The 15070-nt window shown below is 63.9% G+C and carries 17 protein-coding genes and 2 pseudogenes; 7 read left to right on the top strand and 12 right to left on the bottom strand.

Annotated features, from left to right (window positions below; all coding sequences use genetic code 11):
- Positions 1-155: 155 nt before the first annotated feature.
- The 4 genes from CO676_RS00095 to CO676_RS00080 form a co-directional block, all read right to left on the bottom strand.
- Positions 156-1043 carry a DUF2182 domain-containing protein gene (locus CO676_RS00095; protein WP_097519270.1) on the bottom strand — a complete coding sequence of 296 codons (888 nt, stop codon included), beginning with the start codon at positions 1041-1043 and terminating at the stop codon, positions 156-158.
- 4 nt (positions 1044-1047) lie between these two features.
- Complete coding sequence (locus CO676_RS00090) at positions 1048-1683, bottom strand: DUF1326 domain-containing protein (RefSeq protein WP_097519269.1); 636 nt, start codon at positions 1681-1683, stop codon at positions 1048-1050.
- Between the two features lie 140 nt (positions 1684-1823).
- A complete protein-coding gene (locus tag CO676_RS00085; RefSeq protein WP_014766610.1) occupies positions 1824-2828 on the bottom strand; it encodes an inorganic phosphate transporter in 1005 nt (334 codons plus the stop codon).
- Entirely contained in the window at positions 2828-3472 is a 645-nt protein-coding gene (locus CO676_RS00080; RefSeq protein ID WP_097519517.1) for a DUF47 family protein, read from the bottom strand. The genes CO676_RS00085 and CO676_RS00080 overlap by 1 nt, the downstream gene beginning before the upstream one ends.
- Between CO676_RS00080 and recF the strand changes: the two are divergent.
- The 3 genes and pseudogenes from recF to CO676_RS00065 all read left to right on the top strand — a co-directional run bounded on the left by recF (position 3407) and on the right by CO676_RS00065 (position 6208).
- Positions 3407-4905, top strand: a pseudogene (gene recF / locus CO676_RS00075) (DNA replication/repair protein RecF). The gene CO676_RS00080 and the pseudogene recF overlap by 66 nt on opposite strands.
- A gap of 60 nt (positions 4906-4965) precedes the next feature.
- Positions 4966-5727, top strand: coding sequence for a molybdopterin-synthase adenylyltransferase MoeB (moeB, locus tag CO676_RS00070; RefSeq protein WP_097519268.1), 762 nt, complete (start codon positions 4966-4968; stop codon positions 5725-5727).
- A gap of 7 nt (positions 5728-5734) precedes the next feature.
- A complete protein-coding gene (locus CO676_RS00065) occupies positions 5735-6208 on the top strand; it encodes a GNAT family N-acetyltransferase (RefSeq protein ID WP_097519267.1) in 474 nt (157 codons plus the stop codon).
- A gap of 108 nt (positions 6209-6316) precedes the next feature.
- Here CO676_RS00065 and CO676_RS00060 read toward each other — a convergent pair whose 3' ends face one another.
- The gene (locus CO676_RS00060) at positions 6317-7321 is read right to left on the bottom strand and encodes a D-glycerate dehydrogenase (protein ID WP_097519266.1); all 1005 of its coding nucleotides are present in this window, start codon (positions 7319-7321) and stop codon (positions 6317-6319) included.
- Positions 7322-7607: 286 nt separating this feature from the next.
- Here CO676_RS00060 and CO676_RS00055 point away from each other — a divergent pair, with 286 nt between their 5' ends.
- Complete coding sequence (locus tag CO676_RS00055; RefSeq protein WP_041415694.1) at positions 7608-8159, top strand: SH3 domain-containing protein; 552 nt, start codon at positions 7608-7610, stop codon at positions 8157-8159.
- 72 nt (positions 8160-8231) lie between these two features.
- On the opposite strand, the gene CO676_RS00050 is transcribed toward CO676_RS00055, so the two are convergent.
- The 3 genes from CO676_RS00050 to CO676_RS00040 form a co-directional block, all read right to left on the bottom strand.
- The gene (locus CO676_RS00050) at positions 8232-8753 is read right to left on the bottom strand and encodes an AAA family ATPase (protein ID WP_097519265.1); all 522 of its coding nucleotides are present in this window, start codon (positions 8751-8753) and stop codon (positions 8232-8234) included.
- Between the two features lie 47 nt (positions 8754-8800).
- On the bottom strand, positions 8801-9793 hold the full coding sequence (locus CO676_RS00045) for an adenosine kinase (RefSeq protein ID WP_097519264.1): 993 nt from the start codon (positions 9791-9793) through the stop codon (positions 8801-8803).
- A gap of 82 nt (positions 9794-9875) precedes the next feature.
- The gene (locus CO676_RS00040; protein ID WP_097519263.1) at positions 9876-10301 is read right to left on the bottom strand and encodes a VOC family protein; all 426 of its coding nucleotides are present in this window, start codon (positions 10299-10301) and stop codon (positions 9876-9878) included.
- Positions 10302-10368: 67 nt separating this feature from the next.
- Here CO676_RS00040 and CO676_RS00035 point away from each other — a divergent pair, with 67 nt between their 5' ends.
- Positions 10369-10962, top strand: coding sequence for a TetR/AcrR family transcriptional regulator (locus CO676_RS00035; RefSeq protein WP_097519262.1), 594 nt, complete (start codon positions 10369-10371; stop codon positions 10960-10962).
- Between the two features lie 21 nt (positions 10963-10983).
- On the opposite strand, the gene nth is transcribed toward CO676_RS00035, so the two are convergent.
- Entirely contained in the window at positions 10984-11760 is a 777-nt protein-coding gene (gene nth / locus CO676_RS00030) for an endonuclease III (RefSeq protein WP_097519261.1), read from the bottom strand.
- A 22-nt stretch (positions 11761-11782) separates the two neighbouring features.
- On the opposite strand from nth, the gene CO676_RS00025 reads away from it, so the two are divergent.
- Together CO676_RS00025 and CO676_RS00020 are read left to right on the top strand one after the other, a co-directional pair.
- Positions 11783-12280: a DUF2244 domain-containing protein gene (locus tag CO676_RS00025; RefSeq protein ID WP_014766598.1), complete on the top strand. Its 498-nt coding sequence runs from the start codon at positions 11783-11785 to the stop codon at positions 12278-12280.
- Positions 12281-12344: 64 nt separating this feature from the next.
- Positions 12345-13217, top strand: coding sequence for a bifunctional helix-turn-helix domain-containing protein/methylated-DNA--[protein]-cysteine S-methyltransferase (locus tag CO676_RS00020; RefSeq protein ID WP_014766597.1), 873 nt, complete (start codon positions 12345-12347; stop codon positions 13215-13217).
- A gap of 54 nt (positions 13218-13271) precedes the next feature.
- Here CO676_RS00020 and CO676_RS00015 read toward each other — a convergent pair whose 3' ends face one another.
- The 3 genes and pseudogenes from CO676_RS00015 to CO676_RS00005 all read right to left on the bottom strand — a co-directional run.
- Positions 13272-13907 (bottom strand): 2,3-bisphosphoglycerate-dependent phosphoglycerate mutase, encoded by a 636-nt coding sequence (locus CO676_RS00015; protein ID WP_097519260.1) that lies wholly within the window; start codon positions 13905-13907, stop codon positions 13272-13274.
- 27 nt (positions 13908-13934) lie between these two features.
- Positions 13935-14753, bottom strand: coding sequence for a 4-hydroxy-tetrahydrodipicolinate reductase (gene dapB, locus CO676_RS00010; protein WP_097519259.1), 819 nt, complete (start codon positions 14751-14753; stop codon positions 13935-13937).
- An 18-nt stretch (positions 14754-14771) separates the two neighbouring features.
- Positions 14772-15070 (bottom strand): annotated as a pseudogene (locus tag CO676_RS00005) (ABC transporter ATP-binding protein); the annotation flags it as partial.

Genomic DNA, 15070 nt, shown 5'->3' with positions numbered 1-15070 from the left:
CCCTAACCCTCTCCCCACAGGCCGGGAGAGGGGACTTGGGCAGGCACTAGCCGCGAGTCCCCTTCGCCTCGCTTGCGGGGGAGAAGGTGGCCGGCAGACCGGATGAGGGGCATAGTCGAGGGGCCCGGATCGCCGGTGCCCCGCCCGTGCTCATCTTATGCTACCGCCGCCACCAATTGCCAGAAGCCGAGGGCCATAAGCACCGAACCGGCGAGCCGCGACAGGAGGCGACCGACCGGCAGTAGCTTTTCGGCAAGCACGAAGAGCGCGATCGCGGCAATCCACAGCACATTCATGATGCCGCCGACGAACAGGAGTGCCATCAGCGCCCAGCAGCAGCCGACGCAATAGAGACCGTGACGGAAGCCGAGCCTCACGGCGCCACCCGGATCGCTTCGGAACCCGCCGTGTCTCTGCAGGAAGACGATCGGCGCCTGGCACTGCGTCAAACAGGCATCCTTGAGCGGCGTCCACTGGTAAAGTCCCGCCACGATCAACACGACGCCGCTGAAGACACGATTGGCGCTTGCCAGCGCCGGGGTCAGCAGCGTGCCTTCGATCAGCCATTGTCCGAGCGTGGCGACCAGCGCGAAACCTGTCCAGGCGATGAGGTAGCCGGCGGTGAAATAGCCGGCCGAGGCAAAGGGCTTGCCGTCCCTGAGGCTTTGCCGTCCGACGCGGGCATAGAGAAGGATCATCGGCGACGCTGAGGGAAGCATCATGCCGATCATCATCACCACCCACATGGTCAGGGTGAAGGTGGCCTCGACGGGGCTCCAGGGACGCGGCGAAATCCCCAGCAATGCGTCGAGCGGTCCGGTCCTCGCCTCGCCTCCCATGTGCATGTCCATATCCATGTCCATGCCGGGGTCCATGGGCATTGTTGCATCCATTCCCGTCTCGGGCATCGACATGCCGCCCATGTCCATGCTGGCCGCGAGCCAGAGAATATAGATCCAGGCGACCGCCGCCAACGTGGCGATCGCCGCAGCGACGATCGACCGGTCGCGGCGCAAGAGGGATTCGAGCGTGGTGTCGGTCATGGTGTCAGTGCACCACACCGCGTTCGGTCATGTGGATCCTGGCGAAATGGGCGTGCGAGTCCGACAGGGACAGCGACAGCGTACCGACCGTGTCGGCCCAACCGCGCCCCACCTCGCAGGTATCATACTCAAAGCCGGTCGGCAGGTTGAGCCTGGCGCGGTGCTTATCACCCGTTACCGGATTGAGGATCGGCTCACCGCGCGCCTCGATCCATCCCGGCACGCTGACGCGCGCCGTCCGCCCTTCGATGTCGACCTCGAAGTCGATCGGCGCGAAAACCGGATCGTGGAACGTTTCGAAGGTCGTCGAAAACACCTGGAAGAAGGTGGCGCCGGGTTCGGTGTCCTGCCCGCTCATGATGCGCAGCAGCGCTTCGCGCTGCATATCCGACGCCAGCTCGTCGACGATCGGCACGACCTCGCCGCGGCCCTCATGGATGGCGCCGGGCCAGGCGACGATCATTCCGCACTTCAAGCCATCGAGGCGGGTGTCGCCGTGATGGCCTTCCTCGATCTCGATCATCCCCACGGCGCTGCAATGCCCGTGCGTCGGCAAGGCATTGAACTGGCAGGGGCAACCATAGGCACAGTTGCAATGAATGAATTCACGGCCCTTGATCGTCCATTTGACGTTCGCCATCGTCCCCTCCCAGAGACTATTCCCTTAGGCCATGGGAATATACACCCCGCCAGAAGGGCTGCCAACGGCGCGGCGGTGCCCCGGCGCCACACCATTTCAGGGCGAGTCGGATCGAGTTCGGGTGAAGATATGCCGCCGCCTTAGCCGACGAGGTCGACAGCGAAGTAGGAGAGGGCAGAAATCAGCGCGGCGGCGGGCATCGTGATCACCCAGGCGACGACGATGTTTCCGGCGAGGCCCCAGCGCACGGCAGAGACACGCCGAGCCGAGCCGACGCCGATGATGGCGCCGGTGATCGTGTGGGTCGTCGAGACCGGAATGCCGAGCCAGGTTGCCGCAAACAGCGTGATGGCGCCGCCGGTCTCGGCACAGAAGCCTTGCATCGGATTGAGCTTGGTGATCTTCGATCCCATGGTGTGGACGATCCTCCAGCCCCCGAAAAGGGTTCCGAGCGCGATCGCCGCTTGGCAGGTGATGACCACCCAGAAGGGCACGTGGAACTCCGGCCCGAGATAGCCCTGAGAAAAGAGGAGCACGGCGATGATGCCCATGGTTTTCTGCGCGTCGTTGCCGCCATGGCCGAGCGAATAGAGCGAGGCTGACACGAATTGCAGCCCTCGGAAGGTGTTGTCGACGGCAAACGGCGTCTGGCGCACGAACAGCCAGGACACGATCAGGACCAGCAGGAGAGCCAGCACGAAGCCTATCCCCGGCGACATGACGATGGCGCCGGCGGTCTTCAGAAGACCGGACCAGACGATGGAACTGAAGCCGGCCTTGGCGAGGCCCGCGCCGACGAGACCCCCGACGAGCGCGTGCGAGGAGCTCGACGGAATCCCGAATATCCATGTCAGGATATTCCAGGTGATCGCGCCGATCAGCGCCGCAAAGATGACCTGGGGCGTGACGATGCCGGGATTGATGATCCCCTTCCCAAGCGTCTCGGCCACATGCAGGCCGAAGAACAGGAAGGCGATGAAGTTGAAGAAGGCCGCCCACATGACGGCATATTGCGGTCGCAGCACTCGCGTCGAGACGATCGTCGCTATCGAATTGGCTGCGTCGTGCAATCCGTTCAGGAAATCGAAAAATAGGGCAACCCCGATGAGACCCACAAGCAGCGGGAAGGCGAGGGTGGCGTCCATCAGACGTTCTCGATCACGATGCCGCTGATTTCGTTGGCAACATCCTCGAAGCGGTCGACGACCTTTTCCAGCTCGCCAAAAATCTCGCTGCCGATGATATAGCCCATGGGATTGGTGCTGCCATGGCGCTTGAACAAGTCCTTCAGGCCCTGCTCATGCAGTTCGTCGGAGCGGCCTTCGACGCGGGTGACCTCTTCGGCGATCGTGCTCAGGCGTTGCGCATTGACGCCGATCCGGTTGAGGAGCGGAATAGCCTCGGCGATGAGATGGGCGGCCTCGACGACCGCCAAGCCCATGGCCTGCATGCCGGGATCGAAGCTCTTCTGCTCGTAGAGCCGGATGGTCTTCACCGTCTTGTGCATCATGTCGATCGCATCGTCCATCGACTGGATGAGATCCTTGATGTCGCCGCGATCGAAGGGCGTGATGAAGCTGCGGCGCACCGCAAGCAGGACCTCTCGGGCGACCTCGTCGGCCTCGTCCTCGAGCTGGACGATGCGATCGCAATGGCGCTCGATGTCCGGTCCGCCGGCAAGCAACGCGTTCAACGCCTCCGCCGCCTCCATGACAGTGCGCGAATGCTGCTCGAAGAGATCGAAGAACCGGTCTTCACGGGGGAGGAGCTTGCGAAACAGGCCGAGCATCATTCATCCAACTGTCGATTGTCACAAAACTGTCATATTGCACTTGCGCGGCGGGGGAAAGTTCCGATGCGTCCAAAAATAGAGGCTTTCCCACAGCGGATTCTGCCACAAAGGCCCCCCGATTGGACCTAACCCTCTCCAGCACGCGGGGCTTGGCGCTCGCCGCAAGGCTCCTCTCGCCGTCGTTACGGGGCGAAGGTCGCGGCAGGGGAATAAGGGGCAGAAATCGCCCAAACCGTATTAACCTTTCGCCTTGCCTTGGCCCGGCTTTCGTCCTACCTCACAGGCACGTCGAATTCGGACCCGCAATGCCCCACAAGGTCTCTCTCACCCGCCTGAAACTCAACGACTTTCGCAACTATGCGGCGCTCTCGCTCGAGCTCGACCAGCGGCATGTCGTGCTGACCGGCGAGAACGGCGCGGGCAAGACCAACCTGATGGAGGCGATCTCGTTTCTTTCGCCGGGCCGCGGCCTGCGACGCGCCGCTTATGCGGATGTCGCCCGGGTCGGCGCAAGTGACGGCTTCTCGGTTTTTGCCGCAGTCGAGGGAATGGAAGGCCCGGTGGAGATCGGCACGGGTACGGCAGGCGCGGAGGAAGGGCAAGCCCGCCGCCTCAGACTCAACGGCACGCCGGCCCGCACCGTCGACGAACTCACCGATCATCTGCGCGTGCTCTGGCTGACGCCGGCGATGGACGGCCTGTTCACCGGCCCATCCTCCGACCGGCGGCGGTTCCTCGACCGGCTGGTGCTCTCCCTCGATCCCGAGCACGGCAGGCGTGCCAGCGAATTCGACCGTGCGATGCGCAGCCGCAACCGGCTGCTCTCCGAATTCCGGCCGGATCCCGCCTGGCTTACCGCGATCGAGCGCGAAATGGCCGGCCTGGGCGTGTCGATGGCGCTTGCCCGATTGGAGATGCTCGGCCTGTTGACGGCACTCGTAGAGCGGAGCCAGGGCGGCGGCACCTTCCCGTCCGCCAGCCTCTCGCTCGCCGGATTTCTCGATGATCGCCAAGGGCTGCCGGCCTACGATCTCGAAGAGCAGTATCTCTCGATGCTCAAGGACGGCCGCGCCCGCGATGCGGCAGCGGGCCGAACGCTCGATGGACCGCACCGCAGCGACCTGATGATCCGCCATCGGGAAAAGGACATGGAGGCGGAACGCTGCTCGACCGGCGAGCAGAAGGCCCTTCTCGTCGGGCTGGTGCTCGCCCATGCGCGTCTCGTCGGCGACATGACCGGCCACGCGCCGATACTCCTGCTCGATGAGATCGCCGCGCATCTCGATCAGGGACGGCGGGCGGCGCTCTTCGACCGCGTCGACGAACTCGGCGGCCAAGCCTTCATGACCGGAACGGATCAGGCAATGTTCGAGGCGCTCGGTGAACGGGCACGCTATCTGACCGTTGCAAATGGTCACGTTTCGGAGTGACATCCCCTCCTCCATAACGCGTCGAAAAGAGGCGCGGGCAGGAACCCCACGGAGACGGACATGACCGCAGCAGCCCTCGATCCATCGGAAATCGCGCGCTATGCGCGCCATATCGTGCTGCCTGAGATCGGCGGCGCCGGACAGCAGAAGCTGAAGGCCGCGCGCGTGCTCGTCATCGGCGCGGGCGGTCTCGGCGCGCCGGTGCTGCAATATCTCGCCGCCGCGGGCGTGGGAAAACTCGGCATCGCCGATGACGACGCCGTCTCGCTGTCGAACCTGCAGCGCCAAATCATTCACGCCACCAGCGACATCGGCCGGTCGAAGGTCGAGAGCGCCGCCGCCGCGATCGCCGACCTCAATCCGCATGTGGTGGTCGCGCCGCACCCGCAGCGTCTTTCAGCTGAGAACGCCGAAGCGATCTTCCGGCAATACGACCTCATCGTCGACGGTTCGGACAATTTCGATACGCGCTATCTGGCGGCGGATGCGGCGGAGGCGGCACGGATCCCGCTCGTCACAGGCGCCGTCGGACGCTTCGACGGCTCCGTCACGGTGTTGAAACCCTACGAGACGGATGCCGATGGTCACCCCAACCCATCCTACCGCGATCTCTTCCCGGCGCCGCCTCCGCCGGGTGCGGTGCCGGCCTGCGCCGAAGCCGGCGTGGTCGGGGCGCTAACCGGTGTCATCGGCACATTGCAGGCGATGGAAGCGATCAAGCTCATCACCGGTATCGGCGAACCGCTCGTCGGCCGCCTGCTGCTCTATGACGGCCTCGCGGCCGCGTTCAGCACGATCCGCTATCGGCGCGGCCGGATTTGAAGACAGGATGGAAACGCGTCGCCTCGACCAGAGCTTCGATCGCTACGAGGAACTCCTGGCGCTGATCCTGACATCCTTTGCCTATATGGATGGGCGGATCGATCCGCCCTCCTCCGCTCATGCTCTGACGGTCGAGTCCTTGCGTCGGAAATCCAACGACGAGATCGGCTTTGTGATCGCCGTTGGTCGCGAGCTTCTCGGTTGCGTGTTCGTGAAGCCCGAGCCGGACTGCCTTTACATCGGCAAGCTGGCCATCGATCCGGCCCATCAGGGCAAGGGCCTCGGCCTCCGGCTGCTTGCCGCCGCGGAGGAGACGGCCGGTCACTTCGGCCTGCCCGTGCTGAGATTGCAGACGCGTATCGAGCTCACGGAAAATCACGCCACCTTCGCAGCCTGGGGCTTCGTCGAGACGAGCCGATCCGCCCATCCCGGTTTCATGCGGCCGACCTCGATCGAAATGCGGAAGCTGCTTTGGACCTGAAGCGCCGCATGCAACCGCGGCTATAGTCGCCCCCTCTCCCCGCAGGCACCCCGCAGGCGGGGAGAGGAGAAGGGTGAGGGGGCAAAAGCCACCTTTTTCATTTCAGCTTCAATCCCTTCCCGGCAGCACCCGGTCCGGCGGGCGATGACCGTCGTAGAAGGTGCGGATGTTGATCACCACCTTATCGCCCATGTCGATGCGGCCTTCGAGTGTCGCCGAGCTCATATGCGGCAGCAGCACCACCTTGCCTTCGCCGGCGAGCCTGATGAGCTTGGGGTTGACGGCCGGCTCATTCTCGAAGACGTCGAGACCGGCACCGGCAATCTTGCCCTCCCGCAGGCATTTGATCATTGCCGTCTCGTCGATCACGTCGCCGCGCGCGGTGTTGACGATGTAGCTGTCGGGGCGCATCAGCGCCAGCCGGCGGGCCGAAAGCAGATGATAGGTGGCCGGCGTCGACGGGCAATTGACGGAAACGATGTCGACGCGGGCGAGCATCTGGTCGAGGCTGTCCCAATAGGTCGCCTCCAGCATCTCCTCGGTCTCCCGCTTGACGCGATGGCGGTTGTGATAGTGGATCGAAAGGCCGAAGGCCTTGGCGCGGCGGGCGACGGCTGTCCCAATCCGCCCCATGCCGACGATGCCGATCCGCTTGCCGGCGATGCGGCGGCCGAGCATCCAGGTCGGCGACCACCCGGCCCATTCGCCCTTGCGGTCGGTCAGCACCTGCGCACCCTCGGCGAGCCGGCGGGGCACCGCCAGGATGAGCGCCATGGTCATGTCGGCGGTATCTTCGGTCAGCACGTTCGGCGTGTTGGTGACGGTGATTCCCTTGCGGGCGGCGGTATCGACGTCAATGTTGTCGACGCCGTTCGAGAAGGCCGCGATGAGCTTCAATTGCGGGCCTGCCTGCTCGATCAGCGCGGCGTCGATTCGGTCCGTCACCGTCGGCACCAGCACATCGACCCTTTTCACCGCGGCAACCAGCTCCGGCTGGCTGCGCGGCGTATCGTCGATGTTGAGCTCTGCGTCGAAAAGCTCGCGCATCCGGGTTTCGACGACATCCGGCAGTTTCCGGGTGATATAGACGGTCGGCTTCTTCTTGCTTGTCATTCCTGCGAGCGGCCCTCGTTGACGGGTCCTTAACCAAGTTGGGTGATAGTTTTCTCCCTATAGCCGCAATTTCTACCAGACCCGGTGGGGAAGACAATTGAAAGTCGCTGTCCGGGTCCAGGATTTGCGGCACGCGTCCGGTCGGGCGCGTTCCAGGGTGCGTCCCCGGATCGGAAACGACCCGAGGATTAGAACATGCGGCAATTCAAAGTGCTACAGCGAGCTTTGTGCGTCTGAGAAGGCCACCGCTGTGGAGACGCCGCAAGGCTTCGCTTACGATCGGAACATGGGCTTCGTCATGCGTCACATCATTTCCAAAGCCTCTCAGTTGTTGCTGGCCGCGTTCCTCGGAACGGCCATCATGAATTCCGCCGCCTTTGCCCAGGCGGCAAAGGGTCCGAGCGGGCTGCCGCTCCCCCGCTTCGTCAGCCTCAAGTCCAGGAGCGTCAATCTCAGAATCGGGCCGAGCCTCGATTACGCGGTCGCCTTCCGCTATCTGAGATCCGGCGTTCCCGTCGAGATCATACAGGAATACGACAACTGGCGCCGCATCCGAGACGCCGACGGCACAGAGGGCTGGGTCAACCAGGCGCTGCTTTCCGGCGATCGCACCGCCGTTGCTGCACCGTGGATGCGCGGCAAGGGTGAAGAGATCTTCGTCAATCTCCGGCGCGACCCACAGAGCACGGCGCCGATCATCGCCCGCATGCAGCCGGGCGTGCTGCTGCATATCGGCGAGTGCAACGGCGACTGGTGCCATGCGGAGACGCAAGGGGTGGAAGGCTGGATCGCCCAAAGCGAAATCTGGGGCGCCTATCCGGGGGAAGCCTTCAAGTAGGCCGCTCCGGCCAGCGATGGACGCTCGCCCCCAGTTATGCGTTCGCCTAAGAACTAACGGGCGTGTCGAACGTCATGACTTGGTCGACTTTTTGATCAGTCCTAACTTCGAAATGAGATCGGTGACGAGTTCATCCACGCCCCTCTTCGCGGTGTCGATGACGAGTGGCCGCGGCATCCAATCTTCATAAACTCGATTGGTGATCTCTTCCCACGTTGGTTTTGCCAGCCCCCGTACATCGGTCTTCCGGGTTTCTACCCGCCGACGATGCTCCACTTTGTCTGAGCATATGATCTCAACCTCGATGGCCGATTTGCCCGACCGCTCTGCGACTGACAGCCACGCGTCTCTGGTTACTCGGAGACCGTTTACCGAATCAGCGATGACGGTATTGTCGAGAGTGAGATTGTCTTCAGCCACTCCATAAGCCGCTACGTACCCTGCTGGCCCAATGTCGGAGTTTAGACCGCCCGAAGCGCGAATGCTTTGCTCGATCGTGTCGATTCGCACATGCACGGCATGCAGTTGCCTCGCAAGGGCGCGAGCAATTGTCGTTTTCCCCGTCCCCGGTAAGCCGCCCAAAATGATGAGCATGAGCAGAGCTTTCGATTGTTCTCACACCGACTTTCAGTCGAGATGCGTCAGACGAGGGCGGCCTCCCGGGCAGCGCTGGCGAGCGATATCATCGGGCGCGGGCCGATCTGGCCGATGACGATGCCGGCCGCCAAGTTGCCGAGCTTGCTGCAATCTTCGAGCGAACGGCCGGCCGTGTAGCCATAGAGGAAGCCGGCCGCATAAAGGTCGCCGGCGCCGGTCGTGTCGACCACTTGCTCGACCGCAGTCGCGCCGACGCGCACCCGTTCCTCGCCGCGCACGACGATCGAACCCTCTTCGCTGAGCGTCACGGCGGCGAGCTTGCAGTCCTTGGCGAGCGTCCTGAGCGCGAGATCGAAATTCTCCGTCTCGTAAAGCGCCAGTGCCTCCTGCTTGTTGGCGAAGACGATGTCGACGGTGCCGGAGCGCATCAGGTCGAGAAACTCGTCGCGGTAGCGATGCACGCAGAAACTGTCCGATAGCGTCATCGCCGTCTCGCGACCATGGGCATGGGCAATTCTCGCTGCCTCGCGGATCGCGTCCTTGGCGCGCGGCGGATCCCAGAGATAGCCCTCGAAATAGGTGACGCTCGATTGGGCGACGACGTCGGCCTCGACGTCTTCCGGGCCGAGCTCGACACAGGCGCCGAGATAGGTGTTCATCGAGCGCTCGCCGTCCTCGGTGACGAAGATCATCGAGCGCGCGGTCGGCGGCAGGCTCTCGAGCGGCTGGGTCTCAAAATGAACGCCCTGGGCGCGGATGTCGTGGGTGAAGATCTGGCCGAGCTGGTCATTGGCAATCTTGCCGAAATAGGCCGCCCGCCCACCGAGGTTCGCAACGCCGGCGGCGGTGTTGCCGGCGCTGCCGCCCGAAGCTTCGACCGCCGGGCCCATGCGCGAATAGAGGAGCTCGGCCCGCTCCGCATCGATGAGGTTCATCGCGCCCTTGATGATACCGTTGTGCACGAGAAAACTGTCATCGCAGCGCGCGATGATATCGACGATCGCATTGCCGATCGTCAGTACATCGAATTTCGTCATGAGCTCCGTCCGGTTTCCTGAATGGCCGGTGTTCGTTAATAGCGGTTTTCCGGCCATTTGGAAGACGTTAAATATGCCGCGATCACCTTGGCAGAGCGGCCGCGTCGTAGGCGTCGGCGAAGTCGGCGCTTGGCGGGATCGGCTTGATGACATCGATCATCACGCCATTGGGATCGGCGGTAATGAAATGGCGCTGGCCGAACGCCTCATCGCAGAGTGCCTTGAGAATGGGAAGCCCGGCACCTCGAATCTCGGTGTAGAGCCGGTCGGGATCTTCGACTTCGAAATTCAGCAACAGGCCCTGAACGGGTGCCCGGCGCTGCTCCGGCACGGTCTCATGACGGTAATCGAGAACGGCAAGCGTCACATGCTCGTCCTCGGTCGACTGCAAATGCATGTACCAGTCGCTGACGAAAAGCGGCTCGAAGCGAAAATGCCTCACGTAAAACTCGGCGGTCGCCCGCACATCCGCCGTCATGATCACCGGATAGTAGCTCGTCGATTTCATGCTTTTCCTCCATTGATCATTATCATACAATCTGTATGTATCTATAATTAACATACAGGCTGTATGTATGCAACAGGAAAAGCCCCGGCGTTCGAATCGCCAACGCTCAGACACGACCCGCGCCGCCATCCTCGAGGGAGCGCGCGACCTCTTCATCGCGAAAGGTTATGCGGACACGGCAACGCCTGACATCGTGGCTGCGGCGGGGCTGACGCGCGGAGCGCTCTATCATCATTTCGAGGACAAGAAGGCGCTGTTTCGAGCCGTCGTCGAACGGGAGGCGGGCGAGGTCGCCGCAGCGATCCAACGTTCCGACAGAGGTCAAGACTCGCCGCGAGACGCGTTGCTTGCGGGCGCGTCCGCTTATTTCGACGCCATGTCGATACCGGGGAGAGTGCGTCTGTTGCTGCTTGACGGCCCCGCCGTCCTTGGCGTTGCGGAGATCGCGGCCGTCGACGCGGCGCATGGAGGGCGGACGTTGCAGGAAGGCCTTGCGGCGGCGATGCCGCCAGGGCGGATCGAGGAAGCGAGCCTCAAGGCGACGGCGGTGCTGCTATCGGCCGCATTCGACCGGGCAGCGCTCGAAATCGACGCCGGCGCCGCGCGAGACCCCTATCTCGACGCCATGGGCAGGCTGATCGATGGGCTGATCGGCGGATGACGCCCGAGAGGCGTGCAACAGTCAGCCGGCGACAGGAACCGCCTGCGGCGGCAACTCGACGAGCGGCGCCGGGATGTCGCAACTCTTTTCCGGAGACTTGCAGATATCGGCGATGATACAGCGCTCGCATTCCGGCCGCCGGGCCTTGCAAACGTAGCGGCCGTGCAGGATCAGCCAATGATGGGCGTGGTAGAGGTATTTCTCCGGAATGACCCGCATCAGATTGGCCTCGACCTCGTCCGGCGTCTTGCCGGGCGCCAGCCGAATGCGATTGGCGATACGGAAGAGATGCGTGTCGACGGCGATTGTCGACTGGCCGAAGGCCATTTGCAGCACCACATTGGCGGTCTTGCGCCCGACCCCCGGCAGCGTCATCAGTTCCTCGCGCGTCTTCGGCACCTCGCCGCCGAAGTCGGCGAGCAGCTTCTCGCTGAGCGCGATGACATTCTTCGCCTTGTTGCGGTAAAGGCCGATCGTCTTGATGGCGTCGCGCAGCTTTTCTTCGCCGAGCGCCAGCATCTTTTCAGGCGTGTCGGCAACGGCAAAGAGTGGCCGCGTCGCCTTGTTGACACCGGCATCGGTCGCCTGCGCCGAAAGCGCGACCGCCACCAGCAGCGTAAAGGCGTTGACGTGTTCGAGTTCGCCCTTCGGCTCCGGCCGCTGAACCGAGAAGCGCCGAAAGATCTCGTCGATTTCCGCCTTGCTGTAGACAATGCGTTGCCGCTTGTTTCCGCGGGCGGCCGTCGTCGCTTTCGGTTTCGCGGATCCCGGCGACAATTTGAGCTTCACGTTTTTCATGCTGCATCTATAGTCATTGGGTATGACCGAAGGCAACGCCGAGACAAGCATCAACGACGAGCCGATCTTTGCGGCAGAGCTCACCCCCTACCGCTCGCTCGGCTTCAGGGGCTTCAAGATCCTGCTGATGATCGCCGGTGCGATGAGCGCGATGCATGTCTTCGTGTTCCTGGTCATCGGCGCCTGGCCGATCGTATTTTTCTTCGGCCTCGATTTCGTGCTGCTCCTCGGTGCCTTCTGGCTCAATTATCATTCGGCGCGCGCCCGCGAGGAGGTCAGCGTCTCGCGTACCGACGTGTCGGTGAAGAAGTACACGCCGTCGGGGCGGATGACCGAGCTGCGCTTCAATCCCTTCTGGGCGCGTTTCAGCATCAAGCGCCACCAGGAGATTGGTATCGTCTCGATGAAGATCAGCGGCGGCGGCCGGCAGACGGATGTCGGTTCCTTTCTCAACCGCGACGATCGCGAAACCTTCGCGCTCGCCTTCTCCCGCGCCCTGGCCACGGCCCGGTCGAGATGAATCAAGAAACGGGTGGTTATCCCTCCGCCCGCATGGTTTCCTGCGGCATGACAGGAGATGATCCATGAACGTCGTGACAACCATTCCCACCGACATCACCCCGGACGGCACCGACTACGATACGGTGCGGCACGTCATCGAGATGCTGACGGAGGATTACCGCGACCAGCCGTCGCTCGAAACGATCGCCCGGCGGTTACGCCAATCGCCGACGCAGCTTCAGAAGGTCTTCACCCGCTGGGCCGGGCTTTCGCCAAAGGCCTTCCTGCAGGCGGTGACCCTCGACCATGCCAAGCGGCTGCTGCGGCAGGAGGATATGCCGCTGCTCGAGACCAGCATCGAGGTCGGGCTCTCCGGACCCGGGCGGCTGCACGACCTGTTCGTCACCCATGAGGCGATGTCGCCCGGCGAGTGGAAGGCCCGCGGCACCGGCCTGACGATCCGCTACGGCTTCCACCCCTCCCCCTTCGGCACGGCGCTGGTGATGGTCACCGACCGCGGCCTCGCAGGCCTTGCCTTCGCCGATGCCGGCGAGGAGCGTGCGAGCTTCGAGGACATGTCCCGCCGCTGGCCGAACGCCACCTATCGGGAGGACAGCGCGGCGACCGCACGCTATGCGGCACGCATCTTCAACCCGGAGCGCTGGTGCGCCGACGAGCCGCTCAACATCGTGCTGATCGGCTCGGATTTCCAGATCCGGGTCTGGCAGGCGCTGTTGAACATCCCGCTCGGCAAGGCCACGACCTATTCGAAGATCGCCGGTGAAATCGGCCAGCCCACGGCATCGCGCGCCGTCGGCGCTGCGGTCGGACGCAATCCGATCTCCTTCGTCGTGCCCTGCCACCGGGCGCTCGGCAAGGGCGGCGAGCTTACCGGCTACCACTGGGGGCTGACGCGAAAGCGGGCGATCCTGGGGTGGGAAGCCGGGAAAGCATGAAACAAAAAAGGGGCGCCGCCGCGCCCCTTTTGCTTGCATGCAGGTGTCGGGGGCTCAGTGCGCGCCCGACATGTCGCCGAGCACTTCCTTGGAAACAACGGTGGAATCCGCCTTGAGCTTGTAGACCATCGGTACGCCGGTGGCGAGGTTGAGGTTCAGGACCTGCTCCTTGGTCAAGCGGTCGAGCACCATCACCAGAGACCGCAGCGAATTGCCGTGGGCGGCGACCAGCACCTTCTCGCCGGACAGCACACGCGGCAGGATTTCGGTCAGGTAATAGGGCCAGACGCGGGCGCCGGTATCGCGCAGGCTCTCGCCGCCGGGCGGCGGCACGTCATAGGAGCGGCGCCAGACATGGACTTGCTCCTCGCCCCATTTGGCGCGGGCATCGTCCTTGTTGAGACCGGAGAGGTCGCCATAGTCGCGCTCGTTGAGCGCCTGGTCGCAGATCGTTTCGAGCGAGGACTGGTCGACGGCGTCGAGCACCATCTGGCAGGTGCGTTGGGCACGGACCAGCACGGAGGTGAAGGCGACATCGAATTTGATGCCGTATTCGGCAAGCGCCTTGCCGCCGGCCTTTGCCTCCTCGACGCCGAGTTCGGTCAGGTCCGGATCGCGCCAGCCGGTGAAAAGGTTCTTCAGGTTCCATTCGCTCTGGCCGTGCCGGACGAGGACGAGAGTGCCGCTCATTTCGATTTCCTCTTGAGGTTTTACGTGTCAGTTAAGCCCGAGAACATCGAGCATCGAATAGAAACCCGGCTTCTGGCCGCGGCCCCAGAGGGCCGCCGCGACGGCGCCGCGCGCGAAGATCGAGCGGTCGGTGGCGCTGTGCGAGAGCGTCACCATCTCGCCCTCGCCCGCAAGCATCACCGAGTGCTCGCCGATGACCGAGCCGCCGCGCAGCGTCGCAAAGCCGATCGCCCCTTCGGGACGCGGGCCGGTATGGCCGTCGCGCACCCGGACGGAATGGGCCGCAAGGTCGATGCCGCGGCCCTTTGCGGCCGACTCCCCGAGCAGCAGCGCCGTGCCGGAGGGCGCGTCGACCTTGTGCTTGTGGTGCATTTCGAGGATCTCGATATCCCAGTTGGCGGCCGGAAGCGCGCGCGCCGCCTTTCCCGTGAGAACGCCGAGCAGGTTGACGCCGAGGCTCATATTGCCCGACTTGATGACGCGGGCGTGGCGGGCGGCGGCAAGGATCTTCGCCTCGTCGTCCGCCGAGCACCCGGTCGTGCCGACGACGTGGACGATGCGCGCCTGGGCGGCAAGACCGGCGAATTCGACGGAGGTCGCCGGCGAGGTGAAATCGAGCACGCCTTCGGCATCAAGGAACGCTTCGAGGGGCTTGTCGGTGACGGGGACGCCGATCGGCCCGAGACCTGCCAATTCGCCCGCATCGCGGCCGATGAAGGGCGAACCGGGCCGCCCGACGGCGGCGTGAAGACGCACGCCGGCCATGCTGTGGACGATGCGGATGAGCGTCTGGCCCATCCGGCCGGCCGCACCGACCACCACGAGCTTCATGTCCGTTTCGCTCATCGTCGAATTTCCTCGTTCTTATAGGATTTGGGCGCCGACGGCGGCGTCCGCGCTGCCCTGGAGATTGTGGAGGCGAGCGTAGAGACCGTCCGGCCGCCGCGCAAGCTCCTCATGCGACCCCTCCTCGATCACCGTGCCGTCCTTCATGACGACGATCTTGTCGGCGTTGACGACGGTCGACAGTCGGTGGGCGATGACGATCACGGTGCGGCCGCTCATTGCCTGTTCGAGCGCCTTCTGGACGGCTGCCTCGGACTCGGTGTCGAGCGCCGAGGTCGCCTCGTCGAGAAGCAGGATCGGCGCGTTGCGGACCAGCG

The sequence above is a fragment of the Sinorhizobium sp. BJ1 genome (assembly GCF_002531555.1).
Taxonomy (GTDB): Bacteria; Pseudomonadota; Alphaproteobacteria; order Rhizobiales; family Rhizobiaceae; genus Sinorhizobium; species Sinorhizobium fredii_B.
Note: the sequence above shows the minus strand (reverse complement) of the source record. Positions and strands in the feature narration are given on the sequence as shown.

What these genes read in the sequence shown, in the direction of transcription:
- CO676_RS00095 (WP_097519270.1), bottom strand. Translation starts at nt 1,043, where the DNA reads ATGACCGACACCACGCTCGAATCCCTCTTGCGCCGCGACCGGTCGATC.
- CO676_RS00090 (WP_097519269.1), bottom strand. Translation starts at nt 1,683, where the DNA reads ATGGCGAACGTCAAATGGACGATCAAGGGCCGTGAATTCATTCATTGC.
- CO676_RS00085 (WP_014766610.1), bottom strand. Translation starts at nt 2,828, where the DNA reads ATGGACGCCACCCTCGCCTTCCCGCTGCTTGTGGGTCTCATCGGGGTT.
- CO676_RS00080 (WP_097519517.1), bottom strand. Translation starts at nt 3,472, where the DNA reads ATGCTCGGCCTGTTTCGCAAGCTCCTCCCCCGTGAAGACCGGTTCTTC.
- moeB (WP_097519268.1), top strand. Translation starts at nt 4,966, where the DNA reads ATGACCGCAGCAGCCCTCGATCCATCGGAAATCGCGCGCTATGCGCGC.
- CO676_RS00065 (WP_097519267.1), top strand. Translation starts at nt 5,735, where the DNA reads ATGGAAACGCGTCGCCTCGACCAGAGCTTCGATCGCTACGAGGAACTC.
- CO676_RS00060 (WP_097519266.1), bottom strand. Translation starts at nt 7,321, where the DNA reads ATGACAAGCAAGAAGAAGCCGACCGTCTATATCACCCGGAAACTGCCG.
- CO676_RS00055 (WP_041415694.1), top strand. Translation starts at nt 7,608, where the DNA reads ATGGGCTTCGTCATGCGTCACATCATTTCCAAAGCCTCTCAGTTGTTG.
- CO676_RS00050 (WP_097519265.1), bottom strand. Translation starts at nt 8,753, where the DNA reads ATGCTCATCATTTTGGGCGGCTTACCGGGGACGGGGAAAACGACAATT.
- CO676_RS00045 (WP_097519264.1), bottom strand. Translation starts at nt 9,793, where the DNA reads ATGACGAAATTCGATGTACTGACGATCGGCAATGCGATCGTCGATATC.
- CO676_RS00040 (WP_097519263.1), bottom strand. Translation starts at nt 10,301, where the DNA reads ATGAAATCGACGAGCTACTATCCGGTGATCATGACGGCGGATGTGCGG.
- CO676_RS00035 (WP_097519262.1), top strand. Translation starts at nt 10,369, where the DNA reads ATGCAACAGGAAAAGCCCCGGCGTTCGAATCGCCAACGCTCAGACACG.
- nth (WP_097519261.1), bottom strand. Translation starts at nt 11,760, where the DNA reads ATGAAAAACGTGAAGCTCAAATTGTCGCCGGGATCCGCGAAACCGAAA.
- CO676_RS00025 (WP_014766598.1), top strand. Translation starts at nt 11,783, where the DNA reads ATGACCGAAGGCAACGCCGAGACAAGCATCAACGACGAGCCGATCTTT.
- CO676_RS00020 (WP_014766597.1), top strand. Translation starts at nt 12,345, where the DNA reads ATGAACGTCGTGACAACCATTCCCACCGACATCACCCCGGACGGCACC.
- CO676_RS00015 (WP_097519260.1), bottom strand. Translation starts at nt 13,907, where the DNA reads ATGAGCGGCACTCTCGTCCTCGTCCGGCACGGCCAGAGCGAATGGAAC.
- dapB (WP_097519259.1), bottom strand. Translation starts at nt 14,753, where the DNA reads ATGAGCGAAACGGACATGAAGCTCGTGGTGGTCGGTGCGGCCGGCCGG.